We start from the raw sequence: 20,048 nt of genomic DNA, 5'->3' as shown, positions 1-20,048 counted from the left end.
GCGACGGCGCCTGCCCGTTCGTCCGGTCGGGGACAAGGGACAGGCGCCGTCTGTGTTCCGCACGCCTTTGTGCGGGACGTATCGGGGGTGCGCGTCAGACCATCAGCGCACGGTCCGTCGGGCGGATCGGCGCCGGCAGCTCGCTGGCGCCCGTGAGGTGGCGGTCCACCCCGCGCGCCGCCGAGCGGCCCTCGGCGATCGCCCACACGATGAGCGACTGGCCGCGGCCGGCGTCACCGGCGACGAACACGCCCGGCACGTTGGTCTGGTAGTCGTCGTCGCGGACGATGTTGCCGCGCGCGTCGAGCTCCAGGCCGAACTGGTCCACCAGGCCGTTCTCGCGGTCCGTGCCCGTGAAGCCCATCGCCAGCGTCACCAGCTGGGCGGGGATCTTGCGCTCGGTGCCCGGCTTCGGCGTCAGCTTGCCGTCGATGAACTCCACCTCGGTGAGGTGCAGCCACTGGACGTTGCCGTCCTCGTCGCCCTCGAAGTGGGTCGTCGAGACCGAGTAGACGCGCTCGCCGCCCTCCTCGTGGGCCGAGGTGACCTTGTAGAGCATGGGGAAGGTCGGCCAGGGCTGGTTGACCGGGTGCCGCTCGTCGTTCGGGCGGGGCATGATCTCCAGCTGCGTGACGGAGGCCGCGCCCTGGCGGTGGGCGGTGCCCACGCAGTCCGCGCCGGTGTCGCCGCCGCCGATGACCACGACGTGCTTGCCCTCCGCCGAGATGGGGGGCGCCACGAAGTCGCCCTCCTGGACCTTGTTGGCCAGGGGCAGGTACTCCATGGCCTGGTAGATGCCCTTGAGCTCGCGGCCGGGCACCGGCAGGTCACGGGCCGTGGTGGCGCCGACGGCCAGGACGACCGCGTCGTAGCGCTTCTTCAGGTCCGTGGCCTTCAGGTCGCGGCCGATCTCGATGCCCGTGCGGAAGCGGGTGCCCTCCGCGCGCATCTGCTCGATACGGCGGTTGATGTGCCGCTTCTCCATCTTGAACTCGGGGATGCCGTAGCGGAGGAGGCCTCCGATGCGGTCCGCGCGCTCGTAGACGGCGACGGTGTGGCCGGCGCGGGTCAGCTGCTGGGCGGCGGCGAGGCCCGCCGGGCCCGAGCCGACGACCGCGACGGTCTTGCCGGACAGGCGCTCCGGGATCTGCGGGGCGACGTCCCCGGTCTCCCACGCCTTGTCGATGATCGAGACCTCGACGTTCTTGATGGTGACCGGCGGCTGGTTGATGCCGAGCACACACGCCGACTCGCACGGGGCCGGGCACAGGCGGCCCGTGAACTCCGGGAAGTTGTTCGTCGCGTGCAGCCGCTCGGAGGCGGCGGACCAGTCCTCGCGGTAGGCGTAGTCGTTCCACTCGGGGATCAGGTTCCCCAGCGGGCAGCCGTTGTGGCAGAACGGGATGCCGCAGTCCATGCAGCGGCTGGCCTGCTTGCTGATGATGGGCAGCAGGGAGCCGGGGACGTAGACCTCGTTCCAGTCCTTGACGCGCTCCTCGACGGGGCGGGACTTGGCGACCTCGCGCCCGTGGTTCAGGAAGCCCTTCGGGTCAGCCATTGATCGCCGCCTCCATCATCTTCTCGTGGGTCTCGGTCTCGGAGAGACCGGCTCGCTCGGCGGCGTCCTTGGCGGCGAGCACTGCCTTGTACGTGCTGGGGATGATCTTGCTGAAGCGCTCGACGGCGGTGTCCCACTCGGCCAGGAGCTTCTCGGCGACGGTGGAGCCCGTCTCCTCCTGGTGGCGGCGGACCACGTCGTGCAGCCACTGCCGGTCGGTGTCGTCCAGCGCCTCGATCGCGTCCAGGTTGCCGACGTTGACGTTGTCCCGGTCCAGGTCGATCACGTACGCGATACCGCCGGACATGCCGGCCGCGAAGTTGCGGCCCGTCTCGCCGAGCACCACCGCGTGCCCGCCGGTCATGTACTCGCAGCCGTGGTCGCCCACGCCCTCGGAGACGACCGTCGCGCCGGAGTTGCGGACGCAGAACCGCTCGCCGACCTTGCCGCGCAGGAACATCTCGCCGCCGGTGGCGCCGTAGCCGATGGTGTTGCCGGCGATGACGCTGTACTCGGCGAGGTGGTCGGCCGCGCGGTCCGGGCGGACGACGATCCGGCCGCCCGAGAGGCCCTTGCCGACGTAGTCGTTGGCGTCGCCCTCCAGGCGCAGCGTGACGCCGCGCGGCACGAACGCGCCGAAGGACTGGCCGGCGGAGCCGGTGAAGGTGATGTCGATGGTGTCGTCGGGCAGGCCCGCGCCGCCGAACTTCTTCGTCACCTCGTGGCCGAGCATGGTGCCGACCGTGCGGTTGATGTTGCGGATCTGCACCTGGGCGCGGACCGGCTGGGCCTCGGTGGCGTCGGAGGCGGCCAGGGCGTCCGCGGCGAGCTTGATCAGCTGGTTGTCGAGCGCCTTCTCCAGGCCGTGGTCCTGCGCGATCAGCTGGTGGCGCACCGCGCCCTCGGGCAGCTCCGGCACGTGGAACAGCGGCTCCAGGTCCAGGCCCTGCGCCTTCCAATGGTTCACCGCGCGGGTGACGTCGAGGGCCTCGGCGTGGCCGACGGCCTCCTCGATGGAGCGGAAGCCCAGCTCGGCGAGGATCTCGCGGACCTCTTCGGCGATGTACTTGAAGAAGTTCACGACGTACTCGGCCTTGCCGTTGTACCGCTCGCGCAGCACCGGGTTCTGCGTGGCGATGCCGACCGGGCAGGTGTCCAGGTGGCAGACGCGCATCATGACGCAGCCGGAGACGACGAGCGGCGCGGTCGCGAAACCGAACTCCTCGGCGCCGAGCAGCGCGGCGATGACGACGTCACGACCGGTCTTCAGCTGGCCGTCCGTCTGGACCACGATCCGGTCGCGCAGGCCGTTGAGCAGCAGGGTCTGCTGAGTCTCGGCGAGACCGAGCTCCCAGGGGCCGCCGGCGTGCTTCAGCGACGTCAGCGGCGAGGCGCCCGTACCGCCGTCGTGGCCGGAGATGAGCACCACGTCCGCGTGCGCCTTCGACACACCCGCGGCGACCGTGCCGACGCCGACCTCGGAGACCAGCTTCACGTGAATCCGCGCCTGCGGGTTCGCGTTCTTCAGGTCGTGGATCAGCTGGGCGAGGTCCTCGATGGAGTAGATGTCGTGGTGCGGCGGCGGGGAGATCAGGCCCACGCCGGGCGTCGAGTGCCGCGTCTTGGCGACCCACGGGTAGACCTTGTGGCCGGGCAGCTGGCCGCCCTCGCCGGGCTTGGCGCCCTGGGCCATCTTGATCTGGATGTCGTCGGAGTTGACCAGGTACTCGGAGGTCACACCGAAGCGGCCGGAGGCGACCTGCTTGATGGACGACCGGCGGGCCGGGTCGTACAGGCGCTCCGGGTCCTCGCCGCCCTCACCGGTGTTGGACTTGCCGCCCAGCTGGTTCATGGCGATGGCGAGGGTCTCGTGCGCCTCCTGGGAGATGGAGCCGTACGACATGGCGCCCGTGGAGAACCGCTTGACGATCTCGGAGACCGGCTCGACCTCGTCGATGGAGATCGGCTGCCGGTCCGACTTGAAGCCGAACAGGCCGCGCAGCGTCATCAGCCGCTCGGACTGCTCGTTCACGCGCTCGGTGTACTTCTTGAAGATGTCGTACCGGCCGGCGCGCGTGGAGTGCTGGAGGCGGAAGACCGTCTCCGGGTCGAACAGGTGCGGCTCGCCCTCGCGGCGCCACTGGTACTCGCCGCCTATGTCCAGCGCGCGGTGCGCCGGGGCGATGCCGGAGGCCGGGTAGGCCTTGGCGTGCCGGGCGGCGACCTCCTTGGCGATGACGTCGATGCCGACGCCGCCGATCTTGGTGGCCGTGCCGTTGAAGTACTTGTCGACGAAGGCCTCGTCGAGACCGACGGCCTCGAAGACCTGCGCGCCGCGGTAGGAGGCGACGGTCGAGATGCCCATCTTGGACATGACCTTCAGCACGCCCTTGCCGAGGGCGTAGATGAGGTTCCGGATGGCCTTCTCGGGCTCGATACCGGGGAGGAACGTCCCTGCGCGGACCAGGTCCTCGACGGACTCCATCGCCAGGTACGGGTTGACGGCGGCGGCGCCGTAGCCGATGAGCAGGGCGACGTGGTGGACCTCGCGGACGTCGCCGGCCTCGACCAGCAGGCCCACCTGGGTGCGCTGCTTGGTGCGGATGAGGTGGTGGTGGACGGCCGCGGTGAGCAGCAGCGACGGGATCGGCGCGTGCTCGGCGTCCGAGTGCCGGTCCGACAGGACGATCAGGCGGGCGCCGTTGTCGATGGCGGCGTCGGCCTCGGCGCAGATCTCCTCGATCCGGGCGGCCAGGGCCTCGCCGCCGCCGTGCACCCGGTACAGGCCGGAGAGCGTCGCGGCCTTGAAGCCGGGCATGTCGCCGTCGGCGTTGATGTGGATGAGCTTGGCCAGCTCGTCGTTGTCGATCACCGGGAAGGGCAGCAGGACGCTGCGGCAGGACGCGGCCGACGGCTCCAGCAGGTTGCCCTGGGGGCCCAGCGAGGAGCGCAGGGAGGTGACCAGTTCCTCGCGGATGGCGTCCAGCGGCGGGTTGGTGACCTGCGCGAACAGCTGCGTGAAGTAGTCGAAGAGCAGCCGCGGGCGGTCCGACAGCGCCGCGATCGGCGAGTCGGTGCCCATCGAGCCGATCGGCTCGGCGCCGGCCTTGGCCATCGGCGCGAGGATGACGCGCAGCTCCTCCTCGGTGTAGCCGAAGGTCTGCTGGCGGCGGGTGACCGAGGCGTGCGTGTGCACGATGTGCTCGCGCTCGGGCAGGTCGGACAGCTCGATCTCGCCGGCCTCGACCCACTCCGCGTAGGGGTTCTCGGCGGCGAGCTCGGCCTTGATCTCGTCGTCCTCGATGATGCGGTGCTCGGCGGTGTCCACGAGGAACATGCGGCCGGGCTGGAGGCGGCCCTTGCGGACGACCTTCGCGGGGTCGATGTCCAGGACGCCGACCTCGGAGCCGAGGACGACGAGGCCGTCGTCGGTGACCCAGTAGCGGCCGGGGCGCAGGCCGTTGCGGTCGAGGACCGCGCCGACCTGGGTGCCGTCGGTGAAGGTGACACAGGCCGGGCCGTCCCAGGGCTCCATCATCGTGGAGTGGAACTGGTAGAAGGCGCGCCGGGCCGGGTCCATGGAGTCGTGGTTCTCCCACGCCTCCGGGATCATCATCAGCACGGAGTGCGGCAGGGAGCGGCCGCCGAGGTGCAGGAGTTCGAGGACCTCGTCGAAGGAGGCGGAGTCGGACGCGTCGGGCGTGCAGATCGGGAAGATCCGGTCGATCTTGTCCTGGCCGCCGAACAGGTCGGAGACGATCTGGGACTCGCGGGCCGCCATCCAGTTGCGGTTGCCCTTGACGGTGTTGATCTCACCGTTGTGCGCGACGAAGCGGTAGGGGTGGGCCAGCGGCCACGACGGGAACGTGTTCGTGGAGAACCGGGAGTGCACGAGCGCGATCGCGGAGGCGAACCGGCGGTCGGACAGGTCCGGGAAGAAGGGCTCCAGCTGGCCGGTGGTCAGCATGCCCTTGTAGACGATGGTCCGCGCGGACAGCGACGGGAAGTACACGCCGGCCTCGCGCTCGGCGCGCTTGCGCAGCACGAAGGCCTTGCGGTCGAGGTCGATGCCCTGCGAGACGCCGTCGCTGACGAAGATCTGCCGGAACAGGGGCATGGTCGAACGGGCGGTGGCCCCCAGCAGCTGGGGAGCGACCGGCACCTCGCGCCAGCCGAGCACGGTCAGGCCCTCGTCGGACGCGATCGTCTCGATCTGCGAGACGGCGTCGGCGGCGGAGTCCTCCGGCAGGAAGGCGATGCCGACCGCGTAGGCACCGGCCTCGGGGAGTTCGAATCCGGCCACGTCACGGAAGAAGGCGTCCGGGACCTGCGAGAGGATGCCGGCGCCGTCGCCGGAGTCCGGCTCGGAGCCGGTGGCACCGCGGTGTTCGAGGTTGCGCAGAACGGTCAGAGCCTGCTCGACCAGGGTGTGGGACGCCTCGCCGGTGAGGGTGGCGACGAAGCCGACGCCGCAGGCGTCGTGCTCGTTGCGGGGGTCGTACATACCCTGCGCAGCAGGGCGAGCATCCATGAACGACCAGTTCTGGCCATTCGCGGAATGCTGGGACGGCTGGCGCGGCGTACGCATCGGCTCTCCCGTCGTCTGTGGCATGTGCATGGTGCCGAGGGACGACGTTGGCCCTCTGCGTGATCGCAAAATTTCGTGCAGGTTACATGATGGAACGGTTCTCGGGTACCGGGACAACCCGTTCCAACATGCGGACACCGCTGGTTCGCGGCGGGGGTACCGCGCCCGCGGTGGAAGCTATGGGGGGCCAGCACGGAACGACCGGGTGAGATCGATGCCCGTCGGGCCCGAGGGCGGAACGGGCGCCTTCGCCCACTCCGCTGGATGCGCGGCGGGCCTCGTTGCCCGCAGCGCTTACGGCTCATGCCCCGTGGTTGCACATTCGAAACCAGCGAGTAACGGCTACTTATGCGGCCCATCGCATAAGTCCGAGCCGAGCTATCCTACGGCCGTTCCGAACAGTGTGCCCAGGGCGTACGTCACACCAGCCGCCGCGCCTCCCAGGAACAGCTGCCGCAGCCCGCTGTACCACCAGGTCCGCGCCGTCACCTTGGCCACCACCGCACCGCACAGGAAGAGCCCGAGCAGTGCCAGCAGCACGGCCGGCCACAGACTGCTCGCACCCAGCAGATAAGGCAGGACGGGGACCAGTGCCCCCAGCGCGAAGGAGCCGAAGCTCGACACGGCGGCCACGGTGGGCGAGGGCAGATCGCCGGGGTCGATGCCCAGCTCCTCCCGGGCGTGGATCTCCAGCGCCTGCTCAGGGTCCTTCGACAGCTGCCGGGCGACCTCGCCGGCCAGCCGCGGCTCGACCCCTCTGGCCCGGTAGAGCGCGGCGAGCTCGGCCTCCTCGCACTTCGGGTGCTTGCGCAGCTCTCGGCGCTCCACGTCCAGCTCGGCCTCGACGAGCTCGCGCTGCGAGGCCACGGAGGTGTACTCGCCGGCGGCCATGGAGAAGGCACCGGCGGCCAGGCCCGCGAGCCCGCTGAGGACGACGGTGTGCTGGCTGACCGACCCGCCCGCGACACCGGTCATCAGGGCGAGGTTGGAGACGAGACCGTCCATCGCACCGAACACCGCGGGACGCAGCCAGCCGCCGTTCACGTCCCGGTGCGTGTGGTTGTCCCGGTGCGCCTCGTGCAGCGCCGCCTCGGTCTCGATGATGGCCATGGAAGATCCGCTCCCCTTGTTTGGACAAGTTCCAGATTTTTACAACACACAAACTACGCCCTGGATTCCGCCCTCGCCAGCAAGGAAAGGCTGCGCTAACCTGCGGTTTTACCCTTCTCCGCTCACTTGATCATGGGGGCGCGCAGCTGTCGACCGGGTGATGCTGGGGCTCCTGAGGCTCGGGCCGGCCGCCCCGGTGGGACACATGCCGTATGGCATCGATCGCCTGCATCCCCTCCGTCCCGGCGCCCGGGGACGCCGCCGAACTCCGCGCACGGGCCCGCGGCGCACTGCTGGGCCTGGCCATCGGTGACGCCCTCGGGGCCCCGGCCGAGAACATGAAACCCTCCGAGATCCGCGCGCGGTGGGGCCGTATCACCGGCTACGTCGCCGAGAACCCCGCCGGCACGGACGACACCGAGTACGCGATCTTCTCCGGCCTCCTCCTGGCCCGGCACGGCTCCGCCCTCACCCCGGCCCATGTGGAGGCGGCCTGGCACGAGCTGATCGCCGACCGCGACGAGGGCCCCTTCCGGGGCGCCGGCTTCAGCGAGCGCGGCACGCTGGAGAACCTGCGCCGGGGCCTGGCCGCCCCCATCTCCGCCCAGCACCGGCACGCCTGGAGCGACGGCCTGGCCATGCGCGCGGCCCCCTTCGGGGTGTTCGCGGCGGGCCGCCCTGCGGAGGCGGGCCGGCTGGTCGCGATCGACGGCTCGGTGAGCCACGACGGCGAGGGCATCTACGGCGGCCAGGCGGTGGCGGCGGGCGTGGCGGCGGCGATGGCCGGCGCCCCGCCGATCGCGGTCGTGGCCGCCGCGCTCGCGGTCGTGCCCGACGACTCCTGGACGGCCCGGTGCCTGCGCCGCGCCGTGGCGGTGGCCCACCGCGGCGAACGCGCGGTCCGCTCCGCGGTCGTCATCGGCGGCTACCCCTGGACCGACCTGGCCCCCGAGGCGGTCGCCCTCGCCTTCGGCGCGTACGCGGCGGCCGACGGCGACTTCGAGCAGTCCGTCCTGACCGCGGTGAACATGGGCCGGGACGCGGACACCACGGCGGCGGTGGCGGGGGCGCTGGCGGGTGCGACGCGGGGCGTGTCGGCGATCCCGGCGCCGTGGGCCGCGGCCATCACGCCGGCCCGCGGCTCATGCCTCCCCGCGATGGCCGGCTACCACGTCCTGGACGTGGCGGACCTGCTGACACCGGCACCACGCGGCACGGAGCCGGAACCGACGGACTTCGTCCTGGCGGTCGACGGAACGGAGACCCCCTCATGACGACACACGAACCGTCAGCCGCCGACGGCGAAGGCGCCCCACGGGAGACCAGGACCCCTCGGGAGACAGTTACGGGCGGTGCGCGGGCGGGAGACAAAAAGGCCGAAGGCCTCCTGCTCGGACTCGCAGCCGGCGACGCCGCAGGCTGGCCGGCGGCCCGCCACAGAGCCGCCCGCATGCCCGACTGGACCCGCCGCCTCACCCGCGAACTCGACACCTTCGCCGAACACAACGCGACGACCACCCTCCCCGTCCCCATCGCCCTGAACCAGCCCCCCGAGCCCCTCCGCCTAGGCCCCTCCGACGACGCCGAATGGGCGGCCTTCGCCGCGGAAGCCCTCCTCCGCGCCGGCGACGACACCGTCCTGAACGACCTCAGCCGAGACCGCCGCACCCGAGCCGCGATCGACCTCACCTGGAACGCCGTCGCCAGCGAGGTGGCCGCCGCCGCGGACCGCGCCCCGGAGATCGAGTCCGCCGTCCTCCCCCTGCGCGCCCGCATCTCCGTCCGCGCCGGCCTCGGCAACCTCGCCACCGGCCTGCGCCCACCCGCCACCGGCCACGACAACCCCCACTACTTCGACGACGCCGCCTGCGTACGGGCCTGCGTCCTGGCCGTGGCCCACCCGGGCGACCCCCGGCGGGCCGCCGATCTCGCCGAGTTCGACGCCCGCTACACCCAGGACGGCGACGGCGTCCACGGCGCCCGCGCCATGGCGGCAGCGCTCGCCCTCGCCCTGGCCGGCGCGCACGTCGACGCCTGCGTCACCGCGGCCCTCGCCGAACTCCCCGAGGAGACGGAGATCGGCCGCAACGCCCGGCACGCACTCAAGCTCGCCGCCGCCGCGGACAGCGCCTTCGCCCTGGTCCCGCCCCTGGAGCACCAGATCGTCGACCACGTCTACAGCTACGGCATCGCCGCCGCCGAGACGGTCCCGGTCGCCCTCGCCCTGGCCACCGCGGCCGGCGGCCGTATCGCCGAGGCGATCCCCGCGGCGGCCTGCCTGTCCCGCGTCGCGGACTCCGCCCCGGCCCTGGTCGGCGCCCTCACCGGCGCCCTCGGCGGCGGCGCGTCGATCCCGGCCTCCTGGCGGGAGACCTGCCGCACGCTCTCCGGCTGCGTCCTGCCCCGCCTCACCGGCACGGACCTCGTGGAACTCGCCGGACTCCTGGAAGCCGCACAACCGGCCCGCCCGGGTGGATGATGCGGCCATGCAGCCCAAACCGCACCAAAACGCCTCGCTGGACGAGAGGATCACCGGAGCCCTGGTCGGAGCGGCCGTCGGCGACGCCCTCGGCGGCCCCGTCGAGGGCTACTCGCCGGAGCAGATCCTCGAACGCCACGGCGGCCGGGTCCACGGCATCGTCGGCCCCTGGCACGGCGACGACTGGCGCACGGCCCGCCCCCTCGCCCCGTACCACAAGGGCGACGGCCACGTCACCGACGACACCCTGATGACGCACGCCCTGGTCCGCGTCTACGCCCGGGTCCGCGACCACCTCGACGCCTACGCGATCGCCGACCACCTGGTCCCGGACCTGATGACCGAACCCCGGTGGATCCCGGAACTGGAGACCGAGGCCCTGCCCCTCCAGCGGATCTTCCTCGCGGAGAAATGGCTCGTGACCCGCCTCCACTACGGCCATGCCGACCCGCGCGAGGCCGGCACCGGCAACATCGTCAACTGCGGGGCGGCGATGTACATGACCCCGGTCGGCCTGGTCAACGCGGCCAACCCGCCGGCGGCGTACGCCGAGGCCCTCGACGTCGCCGGCGCGCACCAGTCGTCGTACGGCCGGGAGGCGGCGGGCGTCCTGGCCGCTGCGGTCGCGGCGGCGTGCACCCCGGGCGCGACGCCCGACTCGATCGTCTCGACGTGCCTCTCGCTCGCGAAGGACGGCACCCGCACGGCGATCGAGCGGGTCTGCGAGGAGGCGAGCCGCCACCCGGACTTCGAGTCGGCGCTGCGCCCGCTGCGCGAGGCGGTGGCCCCCTACGACACGGTGGGCCCCGACTACCGCGCCCCGTCCCTGGGCGCCCGGCGCCCGTCCCGCCTCCACGCGATCGAGGAACTCCCCGTCGCCCTGGGCATGTTGCTCGTCGCACAGGGCGACTACCGCCACGCGGTTCTCGGCGCCGTGAACTACGGCCGCGACTGCGACTCCATCGCCACGATGGCGGGCGCCCTGGTCGGCGCCCTCGGCTCCCCGGTCCCCGAGGATTGGGCCAAGACCGTGGCGGAGGCGAGCCGCCTGGACCTCTGGGAACCGGCGACCACGCTCACCGCCGTCACGCGCGAGATCTTCGCCCGGGACGTGACCCGCCGCCGCACCCACGAACAGGCCTTCGCGTCCCTCGGAGGCCAGGAATGCTCCGACTGACCTGGGTCCAGCCGGAGGACCTCATCGGCCACGAACTCCGCCAGGCGACCCAGGACGGCCGAGAACCGTCGAGGATCGCGTCCCGCTGGCGAGCGGCAGGCGGCCCGGAGGCCCCCACGACGGCAGGCGCGTCCCCCACACCGACGTCCCGCTACCTCCGCCAACTGGCAGAAGACCTCCTGGACGAACTGGCGGACCTCCCCAGCACGTTGGCCGACGACGAACCGACGGACCTGGGGAAGATCAGGGCTGCATGCCCTGAGTGGCCACCGTCTGCGGGCAGCCGAAGTCCGCACCCCGCGCAGTCGCACCTCGAAGCCGCCTGGCTCGGCCGAGCCACCGGCTGCCTCCTCGGCAAACCAGTCGAGATACTCCCCCTCGACGCCATCCGCCAACTGGCCAAGTCCACCGGCAACTGGCCCCTCACCACCTGGTTCACCGAACGCGGCGTCCCCAGCGAACTCCTCGCCGCACACCCCTGGAACCGCCGCTCGGCGAAAACCTCCCTCGCCGAGAACATCGACGGCATGCCCGAGGACGACGACCTCAACTACCCCCTCCTCAACCTCCTCGTCCTCCAACGCCACGGCAAGGCCTTCACCACCACGGACGTGGCCCGCACCTGGCTCGACGAACTCCCCGCCGGCCGCACCTTCACCGCCGAACGCATCGCCTACCGCAACCTCCTCACCGGCCTGGAACCCCCGCACACCGCCCGCCACCGCAACCCGTTCCGCGAATGGATCGGCGCCCTGATCCGCGCCGACGTCCACGGCTGGACCAACCCGGGCGACCCGGCCGCCGCCGCAGAACAGGCCCACCGCGACGCCACCCTCACGCACACCGCCAACGGCGTCTACGCGGCGATGTTCGCGGCGGCCACCATCGCGACCGCCGCGACAAGCGAACACGACATCCACGCCTGCCTGCGCACCGGCCTCACCGTCGTCCCGCCCCGCTCCCGCCTCGCCCGAGCCGTCCGCCACGCCATCGAACTGGCCCACGAGCACGCCGACTTCGACACGGTCGTCGACGAACTCCACGCCGCCCACGCCGCCACCCACCACTGGGTGCACGCCGTCCCCAACACCGCCCTGATCGCCGCCGCCCTCACCCACGCGCACGGCGACTTCTCCGGCTCCATCTGCCGTGCGGTGAGCGGCGGTTGGGACACCGACTCCAACGGCGCGACCGCCGGCAGCATCGCCGGCCTGCTGGCCAAGGACCCCGCGGCCCTGCCCGACCGCTGGACGGCCCCCCTGAAGAACCGCCTGACCACCTCCATCAGCGACTTCAACGGCATCGGCTTCGACACCCTCGCCCACCTCACCCACCGGGAGACCCACCGCTCATGACCGCGCCCCAGCCCGCGCCCCTCACCGGCCTCCGCGTCCTCGACCTCGCCACCCTCTTCGCCGGCCCGATGGCCGCCACCCTGCTCGGTGACTTCGGCGCGGAGGTCATCAAGGTCGAGCACCCGAGGAAACCGGACCCCTCCCGCGGCCACGGCCCCTCGAAGGACGGCGTGGGCCTGTGGTGGAAGATGCTCGGCCGCAACAAGCGCACCATCACCCTCGACCTGTCGAAGCCGGGCGGCCGCACCACCCTCCTGCGCCTGGCCGCCACCGCCGACGTGATCGTCGAGAACTTCCGCCCGGGCACCCTGGAGAAGTGGGACCTGGGCTGGCCGGAGCTGTCGGCCGCCAACCCCCGCCTGGTCCTGGCCCGCGTCACCGGCTTCGGCCAGTTCGGCCCCTACGCGCACCGCCCCGGCTTCGGTACCCTCGCCGAGGCGATGAGCGGCTTCGCCGCGATCACCGGCGAACCGGACGCGCCCCCGACCCTGCCACCGTTCGGCCTGGCCGACGCCATCGCGGGCCTGACCACGGCATACGCGGTGCTGACGGCCCTGGCCGCCCGCGACCGCACCGGCGAGGGCCAGGTCGTCGACATGGCCCTGATCGAACCGATCCTGGCCGCCCTCGGCCCCCAGCCGCTCTGGTACGACCAGCTCGGCCATGTCCAGCCGCGCACCGGCAACCGCTCCCCCAACAACGCCCCGCGCGGTGTCTACCGCACCGCCGACGGCACCTGGGTCGCCGTCTCCACCTCGGCCCAGTCGGTCGCGGAACGCGTGATGCACCTGGTCGGCCGCCCGGACCTGGTCGACGAGCCGTGGTTCGCCACCGGCGCCGACCGCGCCCGCCACGCCGACGTCCTGGACGAGGCGGTCGGCGGCTGGATCGCCGAGCGCACCCGCACCGACGTCCTGGCCGCCTTCGAGAAGGCCGAGGCGGCAGTGGCCCCGGTCCAGGACGTCCGGGACGTGATGGCGGACCCGCAGTACCAGGCCCTGAACACCATCACCACCGTCGACGACCCGGAACTGGGCCCGCTGCGCATGCAGAACGTCCTCTTCCGCCTCTCCGCCACGCCCGGCGCGATCCGCTGGGCCGGCCGCCCGCACGGCGCGGACACCGAGGAGGTCCTGACCGAGCTCGGCCTGTCCCCGGCCGACCTCACGGCGCTGCGCGCGGAGGGCGCCCTGTGACGGCGCCCCCGCTCACCTGGCTCTACGCCCCGGGCGACCGCCCCCACGTGGTGGCGAAGGCCCTCGCCTCCGGCGCCGACGTCGTCGTCGTCGACCTGGAGGACGCGGTCGCCCCCGACCGGAAGGAGTACGCCCGCGCCGCCACCGCCGAGCTGCTCGGCGACCCGCCCGCGGTCCCGGTCCACGTCCGCGTCAACGCCCTGGACAGCCCCTGGGCGGAACAGGACATCGCCACCCTCGCGAAGGCCCCGGGCCTGTCCGGACTGCGCCTGCCCAAGGTGACCTCCCCGGCCGAGATCACCGACATCGCCCACCGGACCACCGTCGGCCTGTACGCCCTGCTGGAGACGGCCCTCGGCGTGGAACAGGCGTACGCCGTCGCCACGGCCCACCCGCACCTGCGCGGCATCGCGCTGGGCGAGGCGGACCTGCGGGCCGATCTCGGCGTACGTGCCGACACGGGCCTGGACTGGCCCCGCTCCCGGGTGATCACGGCCGCCCGGGCGGCGGGCCTGCCCCCGCCGGCGCAGTCCGTCCACCCGGACCTCCGCGACCTGGACGGGCTGGCCGCCACCTGCGCGCACGGCCGCGCCCTGGGCTTCCTGGGCCGCGCCGCGATCCACCCCCGGCAGCTCCCGGTGATCGAGCGCGTCTATCTGCCCACCGAGCAGGAGATCGAACAGGCGGAGACGATCATCAAGGCGGCCGCGACGGACCAGGGCGCCCAGGCCCTCCCGGACGGCCGCTTCATCGACGCGGCGGTGGTGACGGCGGCACAGCGCACGCTGTCCCTGGCGCGCCGTCGTTAGACGCGGCGAGGGGCGCCCGGACCGTTCCGGGCGCCCCTCGCCGCGTACAGCCGACCGTCAGGTCTTCTTCGCCGACCCGGCCTCGTTCTTGGCCTCGTCCTCGGCGTCGCCGTCCTTGCCCTCGGCGTCGGTCTTACCCTCGTCGTCCGTGGCGGCTCCACCGTCGGAGGCACCGGGCTCCACGACCTCTTCCCGGCCGGGCCGCTTCTTCGACGACAGCACCAGGTACGTGACCGCGAGCAGGAACACGAGGATGGCGGTCCAGACGTTCAGCCGGACGCCCAGGATGTGGTGGGCGTCGTCGACGCGCATGTACTCGATCCAGCCGCGCCCCGAGCAGTACGCGGCGACGTACAGCGCGAACGCCCGCCCGTGCCCCAGCCGGAAGCGGCGGTCCGCCCAGATGACCAGGACCGCGACGCCGATGCACCACAGCGACTCGTACAGGAACGTCGGGTGGTACGTGCCCGGCACCCGGCCGTCCGCCGAGGACGTGATCTCCAGGGCCCACGGCAGGTCGGTGGGCTTGCCGTACAGCTCCTGATTGAACCAGTTGCCCCAGCGGCCGATCGCCTGCGCGAGGGCGATGCCCGGCGCGACGGCGTCGGCGTACGCGGGCATCGGGATGCCGCGGCGCCGGCAGCCGATCCAGGCGCCCAGCGCGCCGAGCGCGATCGCGCCCCAGATGCCGAGGCCGCCCTCCCAGATCTTGAAGGCGTCCACCCAGTCACGGCCCTCGCTGAAGTACAGCTCGTAGTCCGTGATCACGTGGTAGAGCCGGCCGCCGACGAGGCCGAAGGGGACGGCCCAGACAGCGATGTCGGCCACCGTGCCGGCCCGCCCGCCCCGGGCGATCCAGCGCTTGTTGCCGAGCCAGACGGCAACGAAGACGCCGATGATGATGCAGAACGCGTAGCCGCGCAGCGGAATGGGGCCGAGGTACAGCACCCCGCGCGACGGGCTGGGAATGAAGGCAAGTTCCATGGCAAGGTCGACGCTACCGTGCCGAACCGGGCCCGGGGCAGGCGGCCCGGCTACGGGTCCATAACAGGGGCGTGAGAAAACTCTTTACCCCTTGTTCGCCTCCTGCACCATCTGCTTCAGCTTCGCCGGGGTCATCGTCCGGTCCTGGTAGATGTCCTTGCCGTTGAACAGCACGGTCGGCGTGCCCGAGAAGTCGCCCTTGTCGAAGGCCTGGTGGGACTTGGCGACCCAGGAGTTGTGCTTGCCGTCCTCGACGCAGCTGCGGAAGGCCGGGGTGTCCAGGCCGTCGACCTTGCCGGCGAGCTCGATCAGCCTGTCGTTGTCCGCGTAGGCGTCGTCGATCTCCGGGGGCTGGTTGTCGAAGAGCACGTCGTGGTACGCGGGGAACTTGCCGGCGTCCTGGGCGCAGGCGGCGGCGTTGGCCGCGTTGCGGGAGCCGCTGCCGCGCATGTTGCCGTCGATGAGGGTGACCAGGTGGTACTCCACCTTCAGCTGGCCGGCGTTCGTCAGCTCGTGGATCACCGGCCGGTACGCCGTCTCGAAGGACTTGCAGGCCGGGCAGCGGAAGTCCTCCCACACCGTGAGCGTCGACTTGGCGCTGTCCTTGCCGACCGGGATGGCCAGGCCGTCCTTGCCCTGGGCTCCCGAGGGGGCCACGACCGGGCCCGAGGCCTCGCTGTCGTCATCCTTGCCGGCGTTGGCCGCGACGACGCCGATCACCGCCGCGAGTCCGAGGACGGCGACGACGGCCCCGCCCACGATCAGCGCGCGCCGGCGCTTCTCCGCGGACTTCTGCTTCTCACGCTCGACCGCCAGCTTCTCGCGGGCGGTGCGCTTTCCCTCACGGTTCTTCTCGCTCACACCCCGGAAACGAACCGGGGAGGCGCACCGCGCCTCCCCGGCCCCAGGTCCACCCGTACGAGGGACCCGTATGACTTCCCGCTTTCTTACGCCTGTCCGCGCACGCCCTTGGCGAGGTCACCGGCGAGCGCCCGGACGGCCTCGACACCGGCCGCGTCGTCCGGGGCGTCCAGCATCGCCTTGACGAACGCCGAGCCGACGATCACGCCGTCGGCGAAGCCGGCGACCTCGGTGGCCTGGGCGGCGTTGGAGACGCCGAGGCCGACGCAGACCGGCAGGTCGGTGCCGGTGGCCCGGGTGCGTTCCACCAGGTCCTGGGCCTGCGAGCTGACCGTCGCGCGGGTGCCGGTGACGCCCATGAGGGAGGCGGCGTAGACGAAGCCGCTGCCCGCCGCGGTGATCCGGGCGAGCCGCTCGTCCTTGCTGCTGGGCGCGACGACGAAGACGGTGGCGAGGCCGTGCTTCTCGGCGTGCTCCCGCCACAGCGCCGACTCCTGCACGGGCAGGTCGGGCAGGATGCAGCCCGCGCCGCCCGCCTCGGCCAGCTCGGCCGTGAACCGCTCGACGCCGTAGCGGTCGATGGGGTTCCAGTACGTCATGACGAGGACGGGCTTGCCGGTGGCCTCGTGGGCCTCGCGGACCGTGCGCATCACGTCGGCGATCTTGACACCGCCGCGCAGGGCGATGTCGTCGGCGGTCTGGATGACCGGGCCGTCGAGGACGGGGTCGCTGTGCGGCAGGCCCACCTCGACGACGTCCGCGCCGCCGTCGAGGGCGGCCTTGATCGCCTCGATGCCGCCGTCCACGGTCGGGAACCCGGCCGGGAGGTAGGCGATGAGGGCGGAGCGGCCCTCGGACTTCGCCGTGGCGAGGGTGTCGCTCAACAGCTGGATGTTGCCGCTCACTTGGCGTCCCCCTCGATCTCGGCGGTGTCGGTGTCCGCGTCGGCGGCGACCTCGGCGTCGGTGTCGTAGAGGCCGAAGTAGCGGGCGGCGGTGTCCATGTCCTTGTCGCCGCGGCCGGACAGGTTGACCACGATCAGCCCGTCCCTGCCCAGCTCCCTGCCGACCTCCAGGGCGCCGGCCAGGGCGTGGGCGCTCTCGATGGCCGGGATGATGCCCTCGGTGCGGGACAGCAGGCGCAGGGCCTGCATGGCCGCGTCGTCGGTGACCGCGCGGTACTCGCCGCGGCCGGAGTCCTTGAGGTAGGAGTGCTCGGGGCCGATGCCCGGGTAGTCCAGGCCGGCCGAGATCGAGTAGGGCTCGGTGATCTGGCCCTCGTCGTCCTGGAGGACGTAGGAGCGCGAGCCGTGCAGGATGCCGGGCTCGCCGGCGCTCAGGGTGGCCGCGTGCTCGCCGGTCTCGATGCCGTGCCCGGCGGGTTCGCAGCCGATGAGGCGGACGTCCGGGTCCGGGATGAAGGCGTGGAAGAGGCCGATGGCGTTGGAGCCGCCGCCGACGCAGGCGACGGCCGCGTCGGGCAGGCGGCCGGCGCGCTCCAGGAGCTGACGGCGGGCCTCGACACCGATGACCCGGTGGAAGTCGCGGACCATGGCCGGGAAGGGGTGGGGTCCGGCGACGGTGCCGAAGAGGTAGTGGGTGTGGTCGACGTTGGCGACCCAGTCGCGGAAGGCCTCGTTGATGGCGTCCTTCAGCGTGCGGCTGCCGGACTTCACGGCGATGACCTCGGCGCCGAGCATGCGCATGCGGGCGACGTTGAGGGCCTGGCGCTGGGTGTCGATCTCGCCCATGTAGATCGTGCACTCGAGGCCGAAGAGGGCGCAGGCCGTGGCCGTGGCGACGCCGTGCTGGCCGGCGCCGGTCTCGGCGATGACGCGGGTCTTGCCCATGCGCTTGGTGAGCAGGGCCTGGCCGAGGACGTTGTTGATCTTGTGGGAGCCGGTGTGGTTGAGGTCTTCCCGCTTCAGGAAGACCCGGGCGCCGCCGGCGTGCTCGGCGAACCGGGGCACCTCCGTGAGCGCGGAGGGGCGGCCGGTGTAGTTGACCAGGAGGTCGTCGAGTTCCTTGGCGAACTCCGGGTCGTGCTTGGCCTTGTCGTACTCGACGGCCACCTCGTCGACTGCGGCGACGAGGGCCTCGGGGATGAACTTGCCGCCGAACGCTCCGAAGTAGCCTTCGGAGTTGGGGGTTTGCCCCTCGGGGTCGGGGATGAAGAACTGGCTGGGCATGCGGAAACCTTCACGGTGAGTGTGTGGGATGCACTAGTCGCCGTGGGGGCGGGGATCGTCTGTTGGCTGCGGGCCGTGTGTGGCTTGTCGCGCAGTTCCCCGCGCCCCTAGAAACCCTGCCATCGCATGCCGTTGACCTGCCCGGGTTCGTCACCGATGACGTAGCGGACCCGGCGGCCGTGGACGCGGCGCGCGGGGGCTCGGCAGCCGCGGGGGCGGCAGCCGCGCGCGAGGCGGGCGTACCGGTCCACGGTCGTCATGGTGAGAGTCATCGGGGCAAGCCTAGCGGGTGATCAGCTCCGGCCGTGCCGGAGTGCGGGGTGTTCGCCCGCCGCCACCAGGTCGGAGACCGCGGTCTTGGGGTCCTTGCCGGTGACGAGGGACTCGCCGACCAGGACCGCGTCGGCGCCGGCGTTGGCGTAGGCGATGAGATCGTGCGGGCCGCGGACGCCGGACTCGGCGACCTTGATGACGCGGTCGGGGATCTCCGGTGCCACGCGCTCGAAGGTGCCGCGGTCGACCTCGAGGGTCTTGAGGTTGCGGGCGTTGACGCCGATCACCCGGGCGCCGGCGTCCACCGCGCGCTCGACCTCGTCCTCGTCGTGCACCTCGACCAGGGGCGTGAGCCCGATGGACTCGGCGCGCTCGATGAGGGACTCCAGGGCGGGCTGGTCGAGGGCCGCGACGATCAGCAGGGCGAGGTCGGCGCCGTAGGCCCGGGCCTCCCACAGCTGGTACGACGTGACGATGAAGTCCTTGCGCAGGACCGGGATGTCCACGCGGGCGCGGACCGCCTCCAGGTCGGCGAGCGAGCCGCCGAAGCGCCGCTGCTCGGTGAGGACGGAGATGACGGCCGCGCCGCCCGCCTCGTAGTCCGCGGCGAGGCCGGCCGGGTCGGCGATCGCGGCCAGCGCGCCCTTGGAGGGGCTGGAGCGCTTGACCTCGCAGATGACCTTGACGCCGTCGCCGCGCAGTGCGGCCGCGCCGTCCTTGGCCGCGGGAGCCTTCGCCGCGCGCTCCTTGAGCTCGTCGAGGCTGACGCGCGCCTGCCGCTCCGCGAGGTCGGCACGGACTCCGTCGATGATCTCGTCGAGCACACTCACGCGAGCGGCCCCCTTCCAGACTCTTGAAGTTCCAGCGACCGATCGAAAACCGATGGTCACTGCGATGGTATCCGCAGCGGGGCGTAGGCCTCGCATCCGGTTGACGGCGGTCCCACTACCTGGACATCCGCCAGTTGATCAAGGATGGAGCCAGCCACCGAAGGGCAGGTTCCGGACAACCGTGAAGACCAGCAGCAACGCGCCGAGGCTCCACACCAGCCCTGGGCGGGGGTCGATCCGCAGCGGGCGCCCGCGGACGGCGTGGACCACCCATACGGTCCACAGCGCGGCGAAGGCCAGATAGCCGAGGACGGCGAGGGCGTTGGCGTGCAGGGCCGCCGGGAGGTCGCCGTGGACGAACGCGTGCGCGCTGCGCAGTCCGCCGCAGCCGGGGCAGTACAGGCCCGTGTAGCGCAGCAGCGGGCAGACGGGGTAGTGGCCGGGTTCGTTGGGGTCGACCGCGCCCACGTAGGCGAAGGCGGCGGCGACGGCCGCGAGGACCCCGGCGGGGACGGCCAGGCGGCCCGGGAGGGTGGGCGTCGCCCTTCGGCTGTCGGCGTTCACACAGGCATTGTGCCCCGCACGCGCGTGAGGGGCGGTCCCGGCACCCCAGTGCCGGCCGCCCCTCCCGCGACCACGC

Annotated in this window: 16 protein-coding genes; 6 read left to right on the top strand and 10 right to left on the bottom strand. The window is 72.2% G+C overall.

Features of this window, described 5'->3' with window-relative positions; translation table 11 throughout:
• Positions 1 to 94 precede the first annotated feature (94 nt).
• The 3 genes from IE255_RS05815 to IE255_RS05805 form a co-directional block, all read right to left on the bottom strand.
• Positions 95 to 1,558: a glutamate synthase subunit beta gene (locus tag IE255_RS05815; protein ID WP_190049009.1), complete on the bottom strand. Its 1,464-nt coding sequence runs from the start codon at positions 1,556 to 1,558 to the stop codon at positions 95 to 97.
• Positions 1,551 to 6,146, bottom strand: coding sequence for a glutamate synthase large subunit (gene gltB / locus IE255_RS05810; RefSeq protein ID WP_190049008.1), 4,596 nt, complete (start codon positions 6,144 to 6,146; stop codon positions 1,551 to 1,553). The genes IE255_RS05815 and gltB overlap by 8 nt, the downstream gene beginning before the upstream one ends.
• Positions 6,147 to 6,524: 378 nt before the next feature.
• On the bottom strand, positions 6,525 to 7,256 hold the full coding sequence (locus IE255_RS05805; RefSeq protein WP_190049007.1) for a VIT1/CCC1 transporter family protein: 732 nt from the start codon (positions 7,254 to 7,256) through the stop codon (positions 6,525 to 6,527).
• Between the two features lie 212 nt (positions 7,257 to 7,468).
• On the opposite strand from IE255_RS05805, the gene IE255_RS05800 reads away from it, so the two are divergent.
• Genes IE255_RS05800 through IE255_RS05775 form a run of 6 tightly spaced genes read left to right on the top strand, consistent with a single transcriptional unit; the run spans position 7,469 to position 14,272 of the window.
• Positions 7,469 to 8,530, top strand: a complete 1,062-nt coding sequence (locus IE255_RS05800) for an ADP-ribosylglycohydrolase family protein (protein WP_190049006.1) — start codon at positions 7,469 to 7,471, stop codon at positions 8,528 to 8,530.
• Entirely contained in the window at positions 8,527 to 9,735 is a 1,209-nt protein-coding gene (locus IE255_RS05795) for an ADP-ribosylglycohydrolase family protein (protein ID WP_190049005.1), read from the top strand. Before IE255_RS05800 ends, IE255_RS05795 begins: the two co-directional genes overlap by 4 nt.
• Before the next feature lie 7 nt (positions 9,736 to 9,742).
• Positions 9,743 to 10,912 (top strand): ADP-ribosylglycohydrolase family protein, encoded by a 1,170-nt coding sequence (locus IE255_RS05790; RefSeq protein WP_190049004.1) that lies wholly within the window; start codon positions 9,743 to 9,745, stop codon positions 10,910 to 10,912.
• Positions 10,900 to 12,267 carry an ADP-ribosylglycohydrolase family protein gene (locus tag IE255_RS05785; protein WP_190049003.1) on the top strand — a complete coding sequence of 456 codons (1,368 nt, stop codon included), beginning with the start codon at positions 10,900 to 10,902 and terminating at the stop codon, positions 12,265 to 12,267. Before IE255_RS05790 ends, IE255_RS05785 begins: the two co-directional genes overlap by 13 nt.
• Positions 12,264 to 13,463, top strand: a complete 1,200-nt coding sequence (locus IE255_RS05780; RefSeq protein WP_190049002.1) for a CaiB/BaiF CoA transferase family protein — start codon at positions 12,264 to 12,266, stop codon at positions 13,461 to 13,463. Before IE255_RS05785 ends, IE255_RS05780 begins: the two co-directional genes overlap by 4 nt.
• On the top strand, positions 13,460 to 14,272 hold the full coding sequence (locus IE255_RS05775; protein WP_190049001.1) for an HpcH/HpaI aldolase/citrate lyase family protein: 813 nt from the start codon (positions 13,460 to 13,462) through the stop codon (positions 14,270 to 14,272). The genes IE255_RS05780 and IE255_RS05775 overlap by 4 nt, the downstream gene beginning before the upstream one ends.
• 57 nt (positions 14,273 to 14,329) lie before the next feature.
• Here IE255_RS05775 and lgt read toward each other — a convergent pair whose 3' ends face one another.
• From lgt to IE255_RS05740, 7 genes are all read right to left on the bottom strand, one after another.
• Positions 14,330 to 15,256 (bottom strand): prolipoprotein diacylglyceryl transferase, encoded by a 927-nt coding sequence (gene lgt / locus IE255_RS05770; RefSeq protein ID WP_190049000.1) that lies wholly within the window; start codon positions 15,254 to 15,256, stop codon positions 14,330 to 14,332.
• Positions 15,257 to 15,340: 84 nt separating this feature from the next.
• Entirely contained in the window at positions 15,341 to 16,117 is a 777-nt protein-coding gene (locus tag IE255_RS05765) for a DsbA family protein (RefSeq protein ID WP_190048999.1), read from the bottom strand.
• An 86-nt stretch (positions 16,118 to 16,203) separates the two neighbouring features.
• Positions 16,204 to 17,022, bottom strand: a complete 819-nt coding sequence (gene trpA / locus IE255_RS05760) for a tryptophan synthase subunit alpha (RefSeq protein ID WP_190048998.1) — start codon at positions 17,020 to 17,022, stop codon at positions 16,204 to 16,206.
• The gene (gene trpB, locus IE255_RS05755; RefSeq protein WP_190048997.1) at positions 17,019 to 18,305 is read right to left on the bottom strand and encodes a tryptophan synthase subunit beta; all 1,287 of its coding nucleotides are present in this window, start codon (positions 18,303 to 18,305) and stop codon (positions 17,019 to 17,021) included. Before trpB ends, trpA begins: the two co-directional genes overlap by 4 nt.
• Before the next feature lie 107 nt (positions 18,306 to 18,412).
• Positions 18,413 to 18,577 (bottom strand): tryptophan biosynthesis modulator TrpM, encoded by a 165-nt coding sequence (gene trpM, locus IE255_RS05750; RefSeq protein WP_020271442.1) that lies wholly within the window; start codon positions 18,575 to 18,577, stop codon positions 18,413 to 18,415.
• A gap of 21 nt (positions 18,578 to 18,598) precedes the next feature.
• Positions 18,599 to 19,408: an indole-3-glycerol phosphate synthase TrpC gene (gene trpC / locus IE255_RS05745; RefSeq protein WP_190048996.1), complete on the bottom strand. Its 810-nt coding sequence runs from the start codon at positions 19,406 to 19,408 to the stop codon at positions 18,599 to 18,601.
• A gap of 138 nt (positions 19,409 to 19,546) precedes the next feature.
• Positions 19,547 to 19,972: a DUF2752 domain-containing protein gene (locus IE255_RS05740; RefSeq protein ID WP_190048995.1), complete on the bottom strand. Its 426-nt coding sequence runs from the start codon at positions 19,970 to 19,972 to the stop codon at positions 19,547 to 19,549.
• Positions 19,973 to 20,048 lie beyond the last annotated feature (76 nt).

The sequence above is a fragment of the Streptomyces lomondensis genome, assembly GCF_014651035.1.
GTDB classification, from domain to species: Bacteria; Actinomycetota; Actinomycetes; order Streptomycetales; family Streptomycetaceae; genus Streptomyces; species Streptomyces lomondensis.
Note: the sequence above shows the minus strand (reverse complement) of the source record. Positions and strands in the feature narration are given on the sequence as shown.